Here is a 17735-nt window from a genome sequence, read left to right as displayed (position 1 = left end):
CCTGACAATGTCTTTACACTAAATATATCAACTCACCCGCTCTAAAAATTAAGCCTGCTTCTCTTCTGCCTTGCCTGCTATAGCGGTGAGCTTCATTTTTACCTTCGCATTGGTTGATTCATCAACCTTGAGAGTTACCATACCGTCTTTTATCTCGAGGATCGTCCCGTAGATACCGCCGATAGTAACCACTCTGTCATTCTTGTTCAGCGAATCACGCATCTGCTGCTGCTTTTTCTGCTGCTTGCGCGGACCGTGAAACAGCACAAAATACATCATTACAAGAAGACCTACCAGCAGAAGAATCTGCCCGGGAGGCATACCCTGAGGGGCCTGCTGTTCGCCTGTTCCCTCAGCACCGTTTTTACCCGTGCTTTCTGCCGTTGAATTTGTGCTGGTTGAACCATCAACCTGTTCCATTGTTACTGTGTTTTCGCCAGAGGCCGGATCGGCCGCTGCTAAAACCCATAGATTACGCATAATACTACCTTATTTATAGAATATTTCACTGTTGAGTAAAGTATCGAAATTATAAAAGAAAGCCTGAATAAGGCAACAGGTTTTTAACTTTATCACAACCATTCCAGCCGTCAAGACCAGAAAAGAATAAACTTTTCAGCAGGTTCTGCATTTTGCGGGCGAGGCTTTTTCTAAACAGTTCTCAGATTTTGCTTCAGTTAAGAAGGGCTGAGATGCACCGATTTTTTAATAGCCGCTGATTTACGCTAATTTTTCCTAACGATTTTGCTATGCAGGGGCGAATCAGTGCTGTCCCGCGGCGGCAGAACCCGCTGCAGCACGCAGAGTCTTCTCAAATCGAATGAAATGGGCGTTCTCGCAGATTTGCCTTTGCAAATCCTTCACGGATCCAATAAAAAAAAGCCCATCAAATCCGCTGGATCTGTGGGCTTAGTATTATCCTCGCCGCTGGCTATTTATCCAAAAGACCGAGGTTCCAGTCTTTCGGGGGCGCAAAATCGTCGGTTTTTTCCGGGCCGAGATTGCATTTTTCGCCGGCTTTGGATTCAACCTGCTCTATAAACTCATTGAGCTTTTTAACGATATCGGGGCGTTTATCAGCAATATTATTCTTCTCGTAAGGATCGTTGGTGAGGTCGAAGAGCCTGCCTTTGTTTATTTTCCATCGCTGCATAACCGCAGACCTTTCGCCCAGATAGAGCTTTCTTTCGGGGTCTGATTTTTCTTCGCCCTTCAAAATGCCCCAAATGCTCCTGCCGTCGAGCTGGGCTTCGGGCTTCTTTGCTCCGGTAATTTCAGCCACCGTGGGCAATATATCCACAGCCCCTGTAACTGCGTTTTGCTTTACGCCGCTGCGGAGCTTTTTCGGCCAGCGGATTGCCGCCGGCACGCGCACGCCGCCTTCCCAAAGCGTAAACTTACCGCCCCTGAGCGGCTTGTTGCTCCCGCCTGAGTTAGCTATGCCCCCGTTATCGCTTTGGAACAGGACAATCGTATTCTCGCTGATCTTATTTTTATCGAGTGCATTGAGAATATTTCCGATCTGCTCGTCCATAGCAGCCACCATTGCGCTGTAGGTCTGGCGGACGGTGTTGCCCCTGCCTAAATCGCCGTAGTCCGGCTGCATCTCCCTTTTACCTCTTCTCTTGCTTGAATTTTTTATAATGCCCTTATCATGGTCGAAGCCGTAGTCCTCGAGATCGCCTCTTTTCGCCTGCATTGGGCCGTGCGGGGCATTAAACGCAACATAAAGCAAGAAGGGCGAATCATCTGAATATTTGTCTATAAAACTAACCGCTTCACGGCCGAGAAGATCGGTGCTGTAGCCGCCGTCAACGCAGGCCTCACGGTTTCTGTGCCAGTCGAGCTGGCCGTATCTTTTGTGCGTAAAGTAGTCCAGAGCACCGTTGTAATGGCCGTAGAAGTAATTAAAGCCTTGGCTGATTGGGTCAAACTTCTGCGAATTGAGCCCAAGGTGCCATTTCCCGAGACATGCCCTGTGCTCATAGCCAACGCTTCCAAGCATCTCTGCAAGCGTAACCTCCTTCGGCGGGAGGCCGTGGGTGGTCAGCGGCGTGCAAACGCCTTCCTGCATACCGTAGCGAAGCGGATGCCGGCCGCTGAGAAGCGTTGCACGGGTAGGCGAGCATACAGGACATACATAAAAACGCTCCAGCTCCACGCCCTCTTTCACTATACGGTCTATATTGGGCGTTTTGATCTCGCTTCCGTGATAGCTCACGTCGTTCCAGCCCAAATCATCAGCCAAAACTATAACAATATTCGGTTTTTCCGCTTCTTTTGCCAAAAGCCTCTCAGGCAGAAGCATACTCCCTGCCATCAGGGCACAGCCTGAACTCAAAAAACTGCGTCTGTTCATTTTTTCTCCCAAAATTTTTCTAATATATAATCAAGGCCAAAAAGCCATCCTTTTGCCGGCAATTGCCGGATATTTACCTGTAAATGCAATCTTCTTTACTTATTAAACACAGAGCCGCAGAAATTTTTTCATTTTTTTTATTTTTTTAAACAGGCCTCCATTTTTGGCAAACTAAATTATGCATTTGGCTATTATAAAAGCTTTACACTTGCTGAGATTGCGTTATATTAATTACTTTATTTTATACTTTAATAAGGAGATATCTTTATGGACAAACAAAGACTTGACTTCTTCAAGGAACTGCTGAATACCCCAAGCCCTTCAGGCTCAGAGCTGCCTGCAGCCAAGGTATGGCGCAGCAGGGTTGGCGAGAAGGTTGAAAATATAACATCAGACCCACACGGCAACAGCATTGCAGTGCTTAATCCAGAAGCGGATTTCAAGTTTATGCTTGCCGGGCACATTGATGAAATCGGCCTTATGATAACATATATCGATGATGACGGCTTCCTTTACACAGGACAGGTTGGCGGCATGGACCCTGCACTGCTTGTTGGCCAGCGTGTTAGAATTCTCACCGAAAACGGCGAGGTTACAGGAGTTATCGGGAGAAAAGCGATTCACCAGATGAAACCCGATGAGCGGAAGAAAAACGTGGAAATGGAGAATATCTGGGTTGATATCGGCGCAGACGGCAAAAAAGATGCCGAGAAAATAGTTAGCGTAGGCGATCCGATGGTAGTAGATGTAAACTGCCGTGAACTCACAGACGACAAGATCACCTCACGAGGCACTGATGATAAGGCAGGGGCATTTGTAGTAGCGGAGATTATGCGTGAGCTGGCAGACAGAGACCTCAACATCTGCGTTGCAGGCGTTGCCACTGTGCAGGAAGAGCTGGGGATCAGGGGCGCAAGAACCTCTGCTTTCTCTGTGAATCCGGATGCGGGCATTGCATTTGATGTGAACTTCTCCTCAGACCACCCCGAAACAGACAAAAAGAAACTCGGCGAGCTGAAACTCGGAGAAGGCCCGAATATCCAGAGAGGGCCGAATATGAACCCAATACTGAATAAATGCCTCTTCGAAACGGCCAAAAAGCACGATATAAAGTATCAGGTTACAAGCGCTCCAAGAGCTACCGGCACAGACGCAAATGCCATTCAGGTAAACAGGGGGAGCGTTGCAACGGGACTTATAGGAATCCCGAACAGGTATATGCATACGCCTGTGGAGATTGTATCGCTAAAGGATATTGAAAACGTTGTGCGGCTCGTTACAGAATTCCTCGCAGAACACCCCGCCAACAGAGACTACAGGCTCTAAAAGCCTTAAATAAACCGCTGTAAAAACCGGGCTTTCCTTAGAGAGAGCCCGGATGTTATATAATAGCAGCGTTAAGGGTTTACTGAATCTAATTCCTTTCAATTTTCCGCTCCTCCGAAAAATGCACAAACCGAAAGGCTTTCGCTCAGTGTGCGGCAATATTTTTGGGCAAAATGAAAATAACCACGCTGCAATGCTTTGCAGAATTTACTGCTGTCTATTTACTAAGCCAGTCCGCCATAGGCGGTCTAATCTCTGATGTAAAAGAGAGTTAAACCGAGCCTGTCCGCCGGAGGCGGAGAGGAAGCGGAGACAGCGGAGAGGATGTGATAAATTAGACAGGATTAACAGCCCCGAACCGCTTTGACTACGGGGCAAGGATTGACAGGATGAGATAAAGATAGTGGCCTGCGGCGGATGGCTGAGTGGCAGAGCTGCAAGTCCGCCTGCGGCGGATTGCGAGTGGCAAAATCATTAGAGAAAAATTAGTGCTGATTAGCGGCTGAAAACATCTCTCTCATATTTTTCCCTCTCCCCTCCGTTTCCTCCGATACCTCCGTGTAAAAATCAATTTAAACATCAGAGCAGGATTATGTATTGCTTTTAAGCGTCCTTCCGGCATAGAGCCTTCCCCTCATTTATGCGTCTGTCCTCCTCCAATGTAAATTTGATTTATACCGAGCCTGTCCGCCGGAAGCGGAGATAACGGAGAGGATGTTAATATATTATATTTAAATACCTCTGTGTAATCTGTGGATTATATGTATCCACAGTTGTGAAAGTGTTTTCATACTCTTCGAGTTTGGCTTTTGGCAGTGAGTAATCTTTCCCTCCCTTCAACACAAAAGCATATCCTGAAGGCTCGGCCACATTACTCTTTTAATAGTTCTTTTCTTTTACGTGGGAATTTCTCCCACACTTTTGTGAACGTTTTTCCCACACCTTTGGGAAGTTTTTCCCACAGTCAGAGGTTGGGGGTGTGGAATTTTCTCCCACGCTGCTGTGAACGTTTCTCCCACACTGCCTTGGAAGTTTTTCCCACAGTCAGACGTTGGGGGTGTGGGAGTTTCTCCCACGCTGCTGTGAACGTTTTTCCCACACTGCCTTGGAAGTTTTTCCCACAGTTAGACGTTGGGGGTGTGGAATTTTCTCCCACATTGCTGTGAACGTTTTTTGATGCTTTTCGAGTTTGGCTTTTGGTAGTGAGTAATCCTTCCCGCCCTTCAACACAAAAGCATATCCGGAAGGCTCGTCCACATTACTCTTTTCTTTTCTTATTCTTTTATGGTCTAATTTTCGGACAGGTTCCTGTCTGGTTTTCGGGCAGGTACCTGCCTGATTTTCAGACTGGTCGGATTTTCCTACCGGTCGTGTTTTCGGGCAGGTACCGGTCGGATTTTCGGACTGGTCGGTTTTCCCTACCGGTTGGGTTTTCGGGCAGGTTTTGTAAATGTTTGACTTCCCGATACCCTGCTGCTGTCTCGGCATACAATTTAAGGAACATCTTCAATCCGCCGGCTGTCCTCCGCAGGCGGAGAGCAATCGGAGGGAGAGAATAATATATCTATTTAATAACCTATGTGTGCCTCTGACTCAGTCCGTAAATGCTGCGGCAGTCTGTGATGAACGTCTGCTGTCCACTTATTCCGCCCCGCCTGCGGCGGGCCTACATGCGTGGCTCGGTTTAAATATCTCGTTTTGTGAAATCGCTGCGTAATACTAACGACAATCAGAGCCGTGCGTGGAGTCCGCCGAAGGCGGACGGAGCAAGCGGATAGATTCGTGGCTCGTGGCAGAATCATTAGTGAAAAATCAGCGCTGATTAGCGGCTGAAAAATTTTCTCTCCGCCTTTTCCTATATTAAATATTTATCCTGTAGATCCTTGCCCCGTAGCCAAAGCGGTTCGGGGCTGTAAATCCTGTCAAAAAAATATCTCCCCTCTGTGCCCCTACGTGTGCCTTGTATGATTAACTTTATGTTATTTGATGCTATAATAAGCTTAAGTTCTATGGTTCGGGTTTCTTGGTGCGGCAGCTGCCGCACCAAGAAACAGCAGCGGTGAGTTCGATTTGTGCTTTGGGATATATAAGCCCGTACGGAGTGTGATCCGCCGCTGCTATCTTCGTTAAAATCCGAACAGTCGCATGGGACATTATATAATGAGCCCGAATTGCAAGAAAGGATAAATTATGAAAAACATTATTGGCATTGATGTTTCAAAAGATCGTTTTGATGTTTATTGTAAAACTACTAAAGAGTACACTTCTTACAGTAGTGATGCTTCAGACATTGATAAGTTGGCTGAATACTGCCAAAAACAAGAACCAGAACTTGTTGTTATGGAGGCAACTGGCGGCTATGAGTTTAAGATGGCTTCTGTGCTTATGGCCAAAGGCTTACCTGTTTCAATTGTGAATCCAGGCAGGGTTAAAGAGTTTGCAAAATCTTTAGGTATCTTAGCCAAAACAGATAAGATTTGTGCCAGAAAAATATCTCTATTTGCAGAAGCCGTTAAACCAAGGCAGAATTCTCAAATTGACGAGCAAAGACGTGAAATAAAAGAACTTACAGTTCGAAGAGAGCAGCTCGTTAAGATGCGTACAGCAGAGAAAAACAGATTAGATAAGGCGTTTGAGAAGACAACTTTGAACAGTATTAAATCAACAATTGATTTTCTTGAAAGGCAAATTAATGACCTCGACAAGACTATCTCAGAGCTGATTGAAAAGGTGCCAAGGTTAAAGAAGAAAACTGAAATACTTACCAGCATACCGGGTGTAGGCGAGAAAACTGCATCAATGCTTGTTGCAGCTATGCCCGAGCTGGGAACGCTTAATCGCAGGCAGATCGCCATGCTTGTAGGGGTTGCTCCAATCAATAGAGACAGCGGTAAAATGAGGGGCAAAAGAGCTACGGGAGGCGGCAGAAAAGGTGTCAGGGATAAACTTTTTATGCCGGCTTTAACAATCGTAAGGTTCAATCCGGCATTGAAATGTTTCTATGAAAGACTTGTTGAAAAGGGAAAACCCAAGAAGGTTGCCCTTACCGCAACGATGAGAAAACTTGTGTGTATCATGAATACAATGCTGCAAAACGAAACCTTTTGGCAAAATAAATTGTTAAGAGGAGAGGCGGGGTTTGGGGCAGAGCCCCAAGAAAAATCTATTTAAATACTTGACTTTTAACACAGTCACTCCGTGGTCAATATATCTTTTCTCTGCGTACTGCTGTCCACTTATTTTCCGCCTTCGGCGGACAGGCTCTCCGCCTGCGGCGGGCCTTTAAGCGTAGCTCGGTTTAAATATCTCGTTTTGTGAAATCGCTGCGAAATACTAACGACAATCAGAGCCGCACGTGGAGTCCGCCGAAGGCGGACGGAGCAAGCGGATAGATTCGTAGCTCGTGGCAGAGTGGCAAGTGGCTCAGTTTAAATATCTCGTTTTGTGAAATCGCTGCGAAATACTAACGACAATCAGAGCCGCACGTGGAGTGCGCCGGAGGCGGAAAGCAATCGGATAGATTGGGGCTTGAAAAGCTTTAAAGAAAATTCCAAAAAATTAGAAAAAATACTTGTTTTAGATTTGATTTTTACATTCACGTTTGTTAGGGTGGGTTGCGGTGGTTTCTGTAATATTTATATAAATTAAAAAAGTTTGAGGTTAAAAATGAAAAAGTTGGCTTTCTACAACGCAATGGTAATCCTGCTTTTTGCAGGTGTCGCAGAATCCGGTTATATTACTTTAGAAGACAGCGGCACATCGAGTACTATAAATATGCCATTTAACGGCTATTGGGATTACTCGTGGTCCAGAATGATTTATTCGTCCGATATGATAGGCCATTCCGGCACAATCAGCGGCTTATCATTTCAATTGGGGGATTCGCAGGACTACTTTTATTTATCGAACCAGAAGATTTTTTTAGGGCATACATCAAATGATGCCAGTCCCACAACTTCGTATTTAGACCCTGAAGATAACGGAGCTTCTGAAGTTTTTTACGGCTCTGTAAATATTAGCGGCAAGGCCGGCGATTGGGTGGATTTTGAACTGGATAGTGATTTTGAATACAACGGCACAGACAATCTTTGGATCATATGGGAAGATAGATATGGTTCTTCCAAAGACGACTCGCCAAGCTGGAGATACACAGATACAGAAAAAGAAGTATCGACTTACCGTGCTCAGGATGGCTCTTTCCCCACAGAGAGCTGGGGAGCGCAGGTGCCTTACCAGCCCAATCTCAAGATTGATATAGACCCAGTCCCCGAGCCGGCGACGATGGCTCTTCTCGGCCTCGGCGGCCTCTTCATCCGCCGCAGAAGAGCGTAAAAAAACAGACTGAAGGAACTAAGAACGCCCGCCCACTAGATGAAAGCGGGCTCTTTGCCTGCTTAAACGCTTAGAAGCAATAAATCAATTTCCCTGATTATGGGAAACTGCTTAATTCTGCTTACCATAACCGGCGGCCGGAGGATCTGAGTTTTGCGAGTTCAGATTTAAGGAGTTTTCTGGCCTTGTCTGCCTGCTTGTTTTCGCCTTCTTTGAAGGCGCGTTCCTCGAACGGGTCGTTTTTCATATCGAAAATGCGTCCGTCCGAATAATACTTCCATCTCTTATTCCGGATTATGTGAAGGTGTTCATCTTTATATTTAACGGGGTCTTTGTATCTTCGTGATGTTTTGATAAATCCGCCCCACGAGTATATCCATTCCCTTGCGTTTGAGTTGTCGCCTTTGAGGACAGGCATAAAGCTTCGTCCGTCTGTCTCAAGCCCTTCGGGGAGCTTGGCCCCTGCTGCATCGCAAAAAGAGGGCAGGATATCTGAAAAGTCTATCAGCTCCTCTGTTACCACGCCGCTCTTTACCACTCCCGGAAAGTTTGCGATAAACGGAACTGCTGCTCCAAGGTCGGATATCTTGTATTTCCCGCCTTCTACCATTCGATTTCTGTATTCTGACCTCAGCTTCTTCGCCTCCCAAACGTTGTCCGTGCCGTTATCAGCGGTAAAAATGACGAGCGTATTGTCTCTCTGGCCGGTTTTCTCGAGCACATCAACGAGCTTACCTACAAGCTTATCTGCATAGCTGAGCATATCGCTGAAATACTTCGTTTCCCCTTCAAAGCCGAGGTAATTATCAATTGCCGATTTACCGCCATTCTTTATTACCTCGCTGTCCGGCGTGGGCATAAACGGACGGTGGCAGAGGTTCATATGATATTCCATCAGCCAAGGCTTATCTGTTTCTCGGGAGATAAAGTCTTTGGTAAACTCGAAGAATAAGTCCTCGCCGTATTCATATCCGGGCTCGATATGTTCGCCGTTTTTGTAGAGAGTTGGGATCTTCCAGAAAACATTGCCTTCATCTCTCTTTGAATAGGCAAGCATTTTTGGGTGGTCTAATGAGAGGTATTCATCATAGCCGGCTTTTTCAATCCCTTTGGGCTCTTCGTCCCAGTCTTCAAGCTGCCATTTCCCAGCGAGTGCGGTGCGGTAACCGTGTTTCTGGAGGATTTGCGGGAAGGTGGTTTCGCTGCCCTTGAGCTGGCGCCATTTTGTATAGTTGCGGAAGCTGTATTTCCCCGTGAGCAGCTCAACTCTCGTTGGCGAGCAGATCGGTGTAGCGTAGCAGTTCTTAAAACGCATGCCGGTTGCAGCGAGTTTGTCTATGTTTGGCGTGCTGTAAGACTCGCCGCCGCAGCAGGAAATTGTTTCCCTGCCTATATCATCCCCGAGGATGAGCAGTATGTTTGGCCTTTTTACGTTTTTAGATGATGCTAAAGAACTGATATTCCCGCATCCGCCGGAGGCAAAAACTGCTGCCGCCAAGCCGATGGACTTCATAAAACCGCGTCTGCTGAGATTTTTCATAAAAGCCTTCCATTCAATACGATTATAAAGTTAAACTGCAGTATTTTAAAATACTCTCTCTTGAAGAATACGGCCTTATTCTACACAAAAAACGTTTTTGCGGCAAAGAAAAACTCGCAGTTTTTTTCTGTTGAGTATTCAGGAATATTCTGGAAATGCTTTCTAAAGCCGCATCTATCCGTTTGCTCTCCGCCTGCGTCAGACCTCCACACACAGCTCTGATTAACCCTTCGCTGCGCAAAACTTTGCGAAAAACTAACGAAAACCGAGCCACGCATGAAGGCCCGCCGTAGGCGGGACGGAATAAGTGGACAAAAGAAATTTTTTTTGCTCCTATCACTCCGCTGACCGAGTCCACCTCGTCCACTCGCAAATTTGCGCTGATTTTTCACTAATAATTTTGCGGCACGCCCCTTGCCGCATCAGTATAATGGCAGCGCAATCACACAAGATCCAACTTTAAAACCCTTTGTGCCCTTCGAGCACTCAGCGGCGAAAAAACATCAAAATCCGTGTAATCCGTGGCTTATATATGCTTTAAGCTTTATAGGCTTGATTACCTTTGGCTTTTCGGCATTGTTATGTCATGCTGTTTCTGGAAGAGCTTGTTCCATTTAAGCGTCCAGAGATCCGCCAGCTCCACTCTGTCAACGTGTCCGTCGGTGAATGCCACGTTTATGCCCATATCGTGCCTGTCGAGGCATACTCGCTGCATACCGCCCATATTGTTTCCCAGCGGGGCTCCAAGACTTGTAAATTCGTTCGGGGGCTGGTTCTGTGTGGTCTCATCGTACATCGGTCCTGCATCAACCCACGCTCCATCTGAGAACGCCGGAACATCCTCTCTCTGTACAAATGCGTCTCTGAAAGACTTTCGGTAACTTGGCTCACCTTCTCTCATAGAATTGCTTCTCCAGCCGCCGACCCAGGTATTCATAGTGTAGGACCCTTCATTTTTCGAGCCTTGAGTGTTGTATGTATTCCCTTCGCTGGACACGTGATATCGCCAGTTATGCACTCCGGATTTCTGATATTTATTGGTAATCACTGGATTATAGTATGTAGTGGGGTCCTCTTCCATCGGCGGTTTGCAGCTCGGGCACATCATCACTGCCATCGCTCCTTTGAGATTGGCCTGCGGGTCGTATTCATAGCTGTCATCCCCGAGGTACGGAGCAATCTGATTAAACCAGAATTCAGAGCCGCCTTCGGATATAAGCGGCTGGCTGTCGTTATCTGCCACATAGGTAACCAGTGCTGTAATCAGCTGCCTCTGATTGTTTTTGCAAAGAACATTCTTTGCCTGCTCCCTCGCCTTGCCCAATGCGGGCATCAATATTGCCATAAGAAGGGCAATTATTGAGATTACTACGAGAAGTTCGATTAATGTAAAAGCTTTGTTTTGTCGAGTAGACATAATATAGTTCCTTTCATCCATAAACTTAATTTTTTCATTTATTAAATGTGAGGAAACGTCAATGCCCCTCACAGAACCGGACTTGTGGATTTCCCACATCCGGCTCTTCGGTTTAACTCACTTTACACTTGCCGATTGTAAAAGCTATGCACTATTTCGGGTTTTGGCAAAGGATAGTGTTCAAGGTAATTACTAAACCGTTCCCAACTCATCTTTCGCTTTTGGCTACGCCTGTTCAGCCATTTCCGTACCATCCTTATCGTGAGTTTGTAAAAACTCCTGATACCGGCGTAGTTCTCACTTACGCCGTAATACTGATAATGGCCTCGCAGTTTGGCAACAAGAACTTTCCACCAGTCTTTAGTCTTGACGTGGTTTCGTATCGCCTTGAGCCAGTCATTCATCTCCCTGCACTTGGCAGAGAATTTCTTTCCGCTTGTCTTACGCCCGAGCTTAAATTTGCCTCGGCGTGAGATGTCGCAGTAATGCGTAAATCCTAAAAAGTCAAACGTGTTAGGCTTTCGGCTCTCTTTTACGGCGTTTTCCTTCTCAAAGCGACCAAATGTTATCCGGCGGCTCTTTGTAGGATGTATTTCCAATCCGTATTTATTGAACCTATTCTTCAACGCCTGCTCAATGCGTTCGGCATCGTCTGCGTAGCGAACTACGCATACAAAATCATCCGCATATCTCACAAGCTCACAGTAACCGGTCGTATGGCTTTTAACCGTAGCCTCAAACCACTCGTCCAGTACATAGTGCAGGAATATATTCGCCAGTATCGGGCTTAGAATACTTCCTTGCGGAGTACCCTTTTGCGATACTATTAGTTGACCATCGTCAACATAACCGGCTTTGAGAAACTTACCAATCAGCCCTAATAATGCCGTGTCATTTATCCTTATTCGAATAAACTCCAGCAGCTTATCGTGGTCAACATTATCGAAGAAGCCTTTAATATCGGCTTCGACAATATGGTTTACCGGCTGGTATGTTATCAGGTCGTTAAGTGTCTTTAACGCCTGATGACAGTTCCTGTTCGGGCGAAAACCGTAAGAACAATCCAGAAAATCCTGCTCATATATGCAGTTTAGTATGCGGGCAATCCCGCTTTCTACTATCTTGCTTTCTATCGCAGATATACCCAGTGGACGGGTTTCTTTATCGTCCTTGGGTATATATACCCGCCTTGCCGGTTTAGGCTTATACTTTTTACGTTTGAGCCTATCGACAAGCCGCCGGAGATTTTCATCCAGATTTATACCATATTCCTGCCAGCTTACATTGTCAATTCCTACCGCCTTATTCCGGTTAAGGTTCTGGTAGCAATCCCGAAGGTATTCTTCATCAAGTAGATGAGCAAGGCTCGTAAACTTGAATCCTCGCTCCCTTCGGGCGCGAGCGGATATGAGAAGCAACTTCTCAAATGTTTTTCCAATCTCAGGGTATTGCATTGTTAAAATTCACCTCTCTGCGTTAAACCGCTAACCCCTTCGAGTAAGCTTATAGCCCCACAGGGCATTACCCCTGCTACACCTCTACTATGGGTTAGTCCGACTACCGAAACGCCATACCGCCTCATCACTTTTTCGGCTATTTGGCGGCTTCCTTTCGGAACGCTTCGGTTCTCCCAAGTTCCAATATGTACAGTTTGTTTGCCCGCTGCGGACTTAGACCCCGCCACGTCGATTACGCACTCACCTTTAACGTGCGCATCGATACTGGTTTCCAGGAAATGAAACCCTTGACCCAGTGAAATAAGGATTATTTCGGGGCTCGATACCTTCACTTGCGTTACGGCTGACAAACTGCCCTTACCGAAGCTTCGCATTACTCGTTACCTCGCAATACGTCCGGTTCAGTCCCGGGCTGGTGGTTAGCCTTTACCCGTGCCGGATTGTCCGACTTGCACATATTAGCTTTGCTTGGCGCACTCATTTGTTCTCCTGAAATATAAGTTTTTATACTGCTTTCAAAGTTTTATATCCTAAAGCATATGATTTTTTTTAAATAAAACTGCAAAATTTTTTTATTTTTTTTAAATTAAAAGAATCCCGCAAAATTCCGCCCCTTTTTCCTGCCTGAAATTCGGTTATATAAAAATGTAGTTGGAAGCTTTCTTGTTACAATATTGTATATCAATGCTTAAAAAGAAACATAATTGTAGCCAGCTCGTTTATGCCTTTCTTGTCCAATATTGCCTAAGCCTATTTACTGCATAGGTTTATGAAAAATCGCAAAAAATTTTTCTCTTTGGCACATCGATTGCATAAGTTTGTTAGAAACCGTAAATTTTATTAACTTTTATCAGGAGCGTTTACGATGCTTAAAAAAATCATTCTCACAACTGCCCTTGCAGCGGGGCTGGCGTCTTCGGCGAGTGCTTTCGATGCGGAAATCGAAGGCGATCTTTCAGTCGGTTATTTCAGCAAATACATCTGGCGCGGTCAGGCGATTAACGATGAGTCTGTAATGCAGACAGGGATAGGGTTTCAGGTGGACAAAATATACCTGAATCTCTGGGGCAATATGGACTTAACAGATGAGGGCGAGAAAAACAACTTCACAGAGGTGGATTTCACCGCAGAATACTCCGACTCGCTCGCTGAGGGAGTTGACTACACAGTGGGTGTTATCAGGTACGATTTCGATGAAGACGCCGGCAACACAAATGAGGTTTACGGCGGACTGAGCTTTGATATGCCGCTGAGCCCCTCATTCACTGTTTACCGCGATATTGATGCAATTGAGGGCACGTATTTCAGCGCAGGCGTTTCGCACAGCTTCTCAATGGGCGAGGATACGGCCTTAGACTGCTCGGCATCGCTGGGCTATGCAGACTCAGACTACAACCTCGGATACTGGGGCGTTGATGACAGCTCCATGCAGGATCTGGCTCTATCGGCGTCTATGCCTCTTGCCATGGGCGACTGGACTCTCACTCCTTCAGTTACCTATGTTGCTATCATGGATGATGAGCTCAAAGAGACAGATGCCTACGAGCCCGATCCGGATTACCTTTACGCAGGAATTTCGCTCTCTACAACATTCTAAAATATTCAAATCTAAGCCTTTCAGCCAAGAGCTGACCTTTAGCCGCCAACCGGTATTCAGATGGGCAGTGTCCCAAATTGTGTGTCTGAAGGATCTTTTCAGCATTTATGCTTAGCTCCTTATTTCACCTCAGGGTACCCTGAGGTGAAATTTTCCGCCTTTCTTTTGCCATTGTATCAAGTTCATCCTTGCATGCAAACAGACTCGTAACTTTATACCTCATCAATTTCGTCTCACTGTGCTCCATTAAACGGGCGCAGATCAGATTCAACGCACTTTCTTCTGTAGGAAAGCTGCAGCGTATTTTAACGGTTCTCCTGATTATCCTGTTAAGAGCCTCTATCCAATTGGTGGTGTACATCATACGATGCAGTTTAGTCGGATATTTCAAATATGTGAAATAATCATCCCTCTCCTGCTCAGGGAAAATATTCTCAAAACTGCTGTACTTCTTTGCCCATTTCTTCACAAATTTATCCAGCTCGCATTTACCATCTTCTAAACGGTAGCTGCCATCTTCAAGCTTGAAGACCGCTTTGAAATCTGAGGCAACTTCCTTCTTGTCATTTTGGCGAACCTTGCTGAGTACATTGCGAAGCTTATGAATAAGACAACGTTGAAAATCGCTTGAAGGATAAACCCTGCTCACAGTTTCCGACAAACCCTTTAGACCATCTGCAGCAAAGCAAAGAACCTTCTTTACTCCACGCTCTTTGAGGTCTTTAAGAACTGAATGCCAGCCTTCGCTGCTCTCTTCTGGTATATTGTAAACACCTAATACATCTCGACTTAGGTCTTCCTTTAGCCCTAAAGCAACGTACATCGATTCATTGGAAACCTTGTCCCTGCGAAGCTTTACCTTTACCGCATCAATGTAAATGATGTACCAGTCTTCATCCAGCGGCCTGTTCTGCCAGAGCTTGCGGTATTCTGTGAAATTCGAGGTTATGCGAGATATGCTGCTCTTGGAGTAATTTTGCTCGAAAAGCTCCTGGAAAATCTCTTCGATCTCTCGAGTCGTAAGGCCTTTGCTGTATAACCTAAAGGCTAAATTATCATATTTGCCTCTCTGAGAATTTAACAGATCAAGAAAAAATGGCTGAAAATTACCAAGACGATCTCGGGGAATGTTTATCCTGAAAGTGGATTGCAATCCCTGGACTAAAGCCTGACGGTAACCATTACGCTTGTTGCTCGTGGATTTGTCTTTCCGGCAGCCGTTGACGTAACCCAAAAATTCATCCTGCTCGGCTTTGAGAATAGTCTCGAATGTAATCCGAATTGCATCTTCCAAACTTTTCCCGCTGTGGGCAAGAAAATCTTCAACCGCTTTTTCCAAAATTGTGTTATAATTCCTTTTCATAGGGGTTCCTTTTTGTTTAATTTGACTTTTTTTTAACATACTAAGCATATAGCTTAGAAAAGGAATCCCTTTTTCTTTAGACACACTAATTGGGACGGTCTCTTCAGATGCGCCGGGTGGCGGCTTTTTTCACTCCGCATTCTACGTAATCTGATAATGCCTTCCCGCTACTATCTTAGGCCTGAGCCCGGTACGTGCTAATCTTAAAGAAATCAGTCAAAATCAGCGGGGATTAGCTGTTAGCCGCTGCGGACGGGGCGAAACGTGCAATCGCCGAGAAAACAATCAGGGGCATACCCTGTTTTGAGTATGCAAACACTTGCCGAGAAGCCGTTTACGTTTCCAAAACGAGGGACTGCCCTGATTTCATACGGCCTTTATTCACGAAAGATATCAGTTTGAATAAACTGTTCAAAATCTTTTACTGTTCCGTTTTCAAGGCAGCAGTCGATAATCTTGGCTCCCAGCGGGTCTAACTCGGGCTGAAGGAAACTCTTAATGTTCTGATGGAAGAATTCGGTTAGAATCTCGGCGCCTTTGTCGTAAGCCTCTGTCCCCACCTCAGGCTGAATGTTTACCTGAAGCATTCCGCGCTGAACGTTTACGCCTTCTATACGGACGTTGTCAAGGGCATAGCCAAGCAGCGGGGATCTTGAGGGGACAAGCTGATCAGAATTGAATTTTGCATGGCCTCGTCGAGCCAGATAATCCCTCGCGAGCCATTGCGGCATAAAGCCGGTCTCCCATGCACCAATGTTCTGGTTTGGCGTGAGTATATAGCGGGTCTTAGTTGAAGTTACAAACTGCTTGAGCAGCAGATTTGCCTGATCAATCTTGCGGCCGGTAGCAAACGGCCAGTAACTGCCTACACCTTCACTGCTCATAGCACCCTCATCGACTATGCTTGGATTAGAGTACCCCCTTGGGGCAACCAAACGCCAAAGCCATGCCAGTGCCGGGGGAAGTATGTGGAAAAGTCCTATAATCCCGTAGCTGGGTTTTTCTTTAGTGCACGGAGGCGTACGAACGCCGAATGATCGTATATCTACTGAAACATCGTCTTTGACTACATCAGGAACTACCTGACGCGGGAGTATAACCCGCGGATTAGGACAGGGAACTCCGGGTTCATCGTAGAGATGCTCCCATATCAAGGCCGTACCTCCGGCTACTACATCTATATTCAGAAATAAAAGCGGGCTTGGGGGAGATACTGTAAGATGCTCAAGGTCTCGGTCAGTGCCGTAGTCGGTAATATGATTTACACGAACGAACCACCCGTTTTCTGCATCCATAATCCGAAGCTTGCCGTCATTTCTCTGAATAGACGGATGACACAGAGCTATATCGTCGCAGACAGGATGCAGCTCACAGGTTCTGCGAATCTCCAGAAATTTCTTTTTGCCGGTAACCAGATTTTTCCCGATCTGTATTCGCCCGTCCGGCAAACGATGGGGCTGCTGGAGCATTTCGCTCTTGCCTCCGCCGCTGGCACCTTCATGCATAAATGTTACCATATTGTCGTAAGGCGTTATCACCTGTACTGCTGAACAATGAGCAGTTACCCACTGCTCGTGGGCACCTTTGTTAATCAGCGCACCGTAAACACCCTTTTTAGCACTTGGGCCTGGATAAAGATTGTAAGAGAACATCTCATGGACATCCACACGGTTGTGAACTACCACCTGATGACCGTCAAAATGTGTATGCCTGAACGGCGGTGCAACATAAATAATGAACGAGGGCTCGAACACACGGTCAGTCTTGTTCAAATCCATAACCCCCTGCAGCAGGCCAAGCCCAAAGGCAAAGAAACCTGCATTTGCAGGGCAGATCGCCAAAGCATCGCCTCCAAGACCATCAGAGCCCATTTCTAATGCGAATACCGCCAAATCTTGACTTCTCATCCATTCAAAAGTTTCCTCGCGGAGCTTATCGAATGAGCAGCCAAAGCGTTCATCAAAACGCGGCTTGTCAGTCGGATTGTCATCTGCTACTACCATGCAATCTGGATCACGACGACGCATATATGCTTCAGTGTAATTTGCACTAATCCCGTTTTTTACCCGCGCTACATTTGCTTCTTCAACTTCTCTGCCGTCAGGAAGGGTGTATGAAACTGTCCACTCATTATTACTGCTTTTACCGCAGGAAAGATCTTCCAAATCCTTGATTGTTGCAGCAAAGCTGACTGATTTTGCATTTTCAAGCAAATCCTTTGTTTTTTCCGGCAGTGTTAAATTGTCTGGTAATTTATTAGGCATTCTTACATCCCTTCTATATAAACATTAGTCTCGTTTAATATTTGTTTGCATCAATTAAGAACAGCACCACTTTTACTCTT

General features: G+C 46.0%; 13 protein-coding genes. 4 read left to right on the top strand and 9 right to left on the bottom strand.

The genetic code is table 11. The features are described from left to right. Nucleotides 1-48: 48 nt before the first annotated feature. Both yajC and STSP1_RS08880 read right to left on the bottom strand, forming a co-directional pair. Nucleotides 49-480, bottom strand: coding sequence for a preprotein translocase subunit YajC (yajC, locus tag STSP1_RS08885; protein WP_085756000.1), 432 nt, complete (start codon nt 478-480; stop codon nt 49-51). A 451-nt stretch (nt 481-931) separates the two neighbouring features. After that, nucleotides 932-2359: an arylsulfatase B gene (locus STSP1_RS08880; protein WP_085756699.1), complete on the bottom strand. Its 1428-nt coding sequence runs from the start codon at nt 2357-2359 to the stop codon at nt 932-934. A 267-nt stretch (nt 2360-2626) separates the two neighbouring features. Here STSP1_RS08880 and STSP1_RS08875 point away from each other — a divergent pair, with 267 nt between their 5' ends. Further along, nucleotides 2627-3685 carry a M42 family metallopeptidase gene (locus STSP1_RS08875; RefSeq protein ID WP_085755999.1) on the top strand — a complete coding sequence of 353 codons (1059 nt, stop codon included), beginning with the start codon at nt 2627-2629 and terminating at the stop codon, nt 3683-3685. 1044 nt (nt 3686-4729) lie between these two features. Here the strand turns inward: STSP1_RS08875 and STSP1_RS08870 are convergent. After that, nucleotides 4730-5173: a hypothetical protein gene (locus STSP1_RS08870; RefSeq protein WP_085755998.1), complete on the bottom strand. Its 444-nt coding sequence runs from the start codon at nt 5171-5173 to the stop codon at nt 4730-4732. 702 nt (nt 5174-5875) lie between these two features. Between STSP1_RS08870 and STSP1_RS08865 the strand changes: the two genes are divergently transcribed. Then, nucleotides 5876-6856: an IS110 family RNA-guided transposase gene (locus STSP1_RS08865; RefSeq protein ID WP_085755790.1), complete on the top strand. Its 981-nt coding sequence runs from the start codon at nt 5876-5878 to the stop codon at nt 6854-6856. A 495-nt stretch (nt 6857-7351) separates the two neighbouring features. Further along, the gene (locus STSP1_RS08860; RefSeq protein ID WP_085755997.1) at nt 7352-8017 is read left to right on the top strand and encodes a PEP-CTERM sorting domain-containing protein; all 666 of its coding nucleotides are present in this window, start codon (nt 7352-7354) and stop codon (nt 8015-8017) included. Between the two features lie 121 nt (nt 8018-8138). On the opposite strand, the gene STSP1_RS08855 is transcribed toward STSP1_RS08860, so the two are convergent. From STSP1_RS08855 to STSP1_RS08835, 4 genes are all read right to left on the bottom strand, one after another. Next, on the bottom strand, nt 8139-9557 hold the full coding sequence (locus STSP1_RS08855) for a sulfatase family protein (RefSeq protein WP_085755996.1): 1419 nt from the start codon (nt 9555-9557) through the stop codon (nt 8139-8141). 556 nt (nt 9558-10113) lie between these two features. Beyond that, entirely contained in the window at nt 10114-10974 is an 861-nt protein-coding gene (locus STSP1_RS08845; RefSeq protein WP_226997477.1) for a prepilin-type N-terminal cleavage/methylation domain-containing protein, read from the bottom strand. Nucleotides 10975-11096: 122 nt separating this feature from the next. Beyond that, nucleotides 11097-12428 carry a group II intron reverse transcriptase/maturase gene (ltrA, locus tag STSP1_RS08840; RefSeq protein WP_085755848.1) on the bottom strand — a complete coding sequence of 444 codons (1332 nt, stop codon included), beginning with the start codon at nt 12426-12428 and terminating at the stop codon, nt 11097-11099. 2 nt (nt 12429-12430) lie between these two features. Next, entirely contained in the window at nt 12431-12805 is a 375-nt protein-coding gene (locus tag STSP1_RS08835; RefSeq protein WP_085755847.1) for a hypothetical protein, read from the bottom strand. Nucleotides 12806-13296: 491 nt separating this feature from the next. Between STSP1_RS08835 and STSP1_RS08830 the strand changes: the two genes are divergently transcribed. Beyond that, nucleotides 13297-14028 carry a hypothetical protein gene (locus STSP1_RS08830; protein WP_085755993.1) on the top strand — a complete coding sequence of 244 codons (732 nt, stop codon included), beginning with the start codon at nt 13297-13299 and terminating at the stop codon, nt 14026-14028. A gap of 124 nt (nt 14029-14152) precedes the next feature. Here STSP1_RS08830 and STSP1_RS08825 read toward each other — a convergent pair whose 3' ends face one another. Further along, nucleotides 14153-15391 (bottom strand): IS256 family transposase, encoded by a 1239-nt coding sequence (locus STSP1_RS08825; protein WP_161491578.1) that lies wholly within the window; start codon nt 15389-15391, stop codon nt 14153-14155. Nucleotides 15392-15768: 377 nt separating this feature from the next. Further along, nucleotides 15769-17655: a DUF4914 family protein gene (locus STSP1_RS08820; protein WP_085755991.1), complete on the bottom strand. Its 1887-nt coding sequence runs from the start codon at nt 17653-17655 to the stop codon at nt 15769-15771. Between the last annotated feature and the right edge of the window lie 80 nt (nt 17656-17735).

Origin of the sequence: Sedimentisphaera salicampi (assembly GCF_002117005.1) — a bacterium.
In the GTDB taxonomy this organism is placed as follows: Bacteria; Planctomycetota; Phycisphaerae; order Sedimentisphaerales; family Sedimentisphaeraceae; genus Sedimentisphaera; species Sedimentisphaera salicampi.
The sequence above is the reverse complement of the archived record's forward strand: the minus strand, read 5'-3'. Positions and strand labels throughout refer to the sequence as shown.

Excerpts from the sequence above, each read along its gene's own strand:
- STSP1_RS08835 (WP_085755847.1), bottom strand. The coding sequence starts at position 12,805 with ATGCGAAGCTTCGGTAAGGGCAGTTTGTCAGCCGTAACGCAAGTGAAG.
- STSP1_RS08865 (WP_085755790.1), top strand. The coding sequence starts at position 5,876 with ATGAAAAACATTATTGGCATTGATGTTTCAAAAGATCGTTTTGATGTT.
- STSP1_RS08830 (WP_085755993.1), top strand. The coding sequence starts at position 13,297 with ATGCTTAAAAAAATCATTCTCACAACTGCCCTTGCAGCGGGGCTGGCG.
- STSP1_RS08820 (WP_085755991.1), bottom strand. The coding sequence starts at position 17,655 with ATGCCTAATAAATTACCAGACAATTTAACACTGCCGGAAAAAACAAAG.
- yajC (WP_085756000.1), bottom strand. The coding sequence starts at position 480 with ATGCGTAATCTATGGGTTTTAGCAGCGGCCGATCCGGCCTCTGGCGAA.
- STSP1_RS08825 (WP_161491578.1), bottom strand. The coding sequence starts at position 15,391 with ATGAAAAGGAATTATAACACAATTTTGGAAAAAGCGGTTGAAGATTTT.
- STSP1_RS08875 (WP_085755999.1), top strand. The coding sequence starts at position 2,627 with ATGGACAAACAAAGACTTGACTTCTTCAAGGAACTGCTGAATACCCCA.
- STSP1_RS08860 (WP_085755997.1), top strand. The coding sequence starts at position 7,352 with ATGAAAAAGTTGGCTTTCTACAACGCAATGGTAATCCTGCTTTTTGCA.
- STSP1_RS08845 (WP_226997477.1), bottom strand. The coding sequence starts at position 10,974 with ATGTCTACTCGACAAAACAAAGCTTTTACATTAATCGAACTTCTCGTA.
- STSP1_RS08855 (WP_085755996.1), bottom strand. The coding sequence starts at position 9,557 with ATGAAAAATCTCAGCAGACGCGGTTTTATGAAGTCCATCGGCTTGGCG.
- STSP1_RS08880 (WP_085756699.1), bottom strand. The coding sequence starts at position 2,359 with ATGAACAGACGCAGTTTTTTGAGTTCAGGCTGTGCCCTGATGGCAGGG.
- STSP1_RS08870 (WP_085755998.1), bottom strand. The coding sequence starts at position 5,173 with ATGCCGAGACAGCAGCAGGGTATCGGGAAGTCAAACATTTACAAAACC.
- ltrA (WP_085755848.1), bottom strand. The coding sequence starts at position 12,428 with ATGCAATACCCTGAGATTGGAAAAACATTTGAGAAGTTGCTTCTCATA.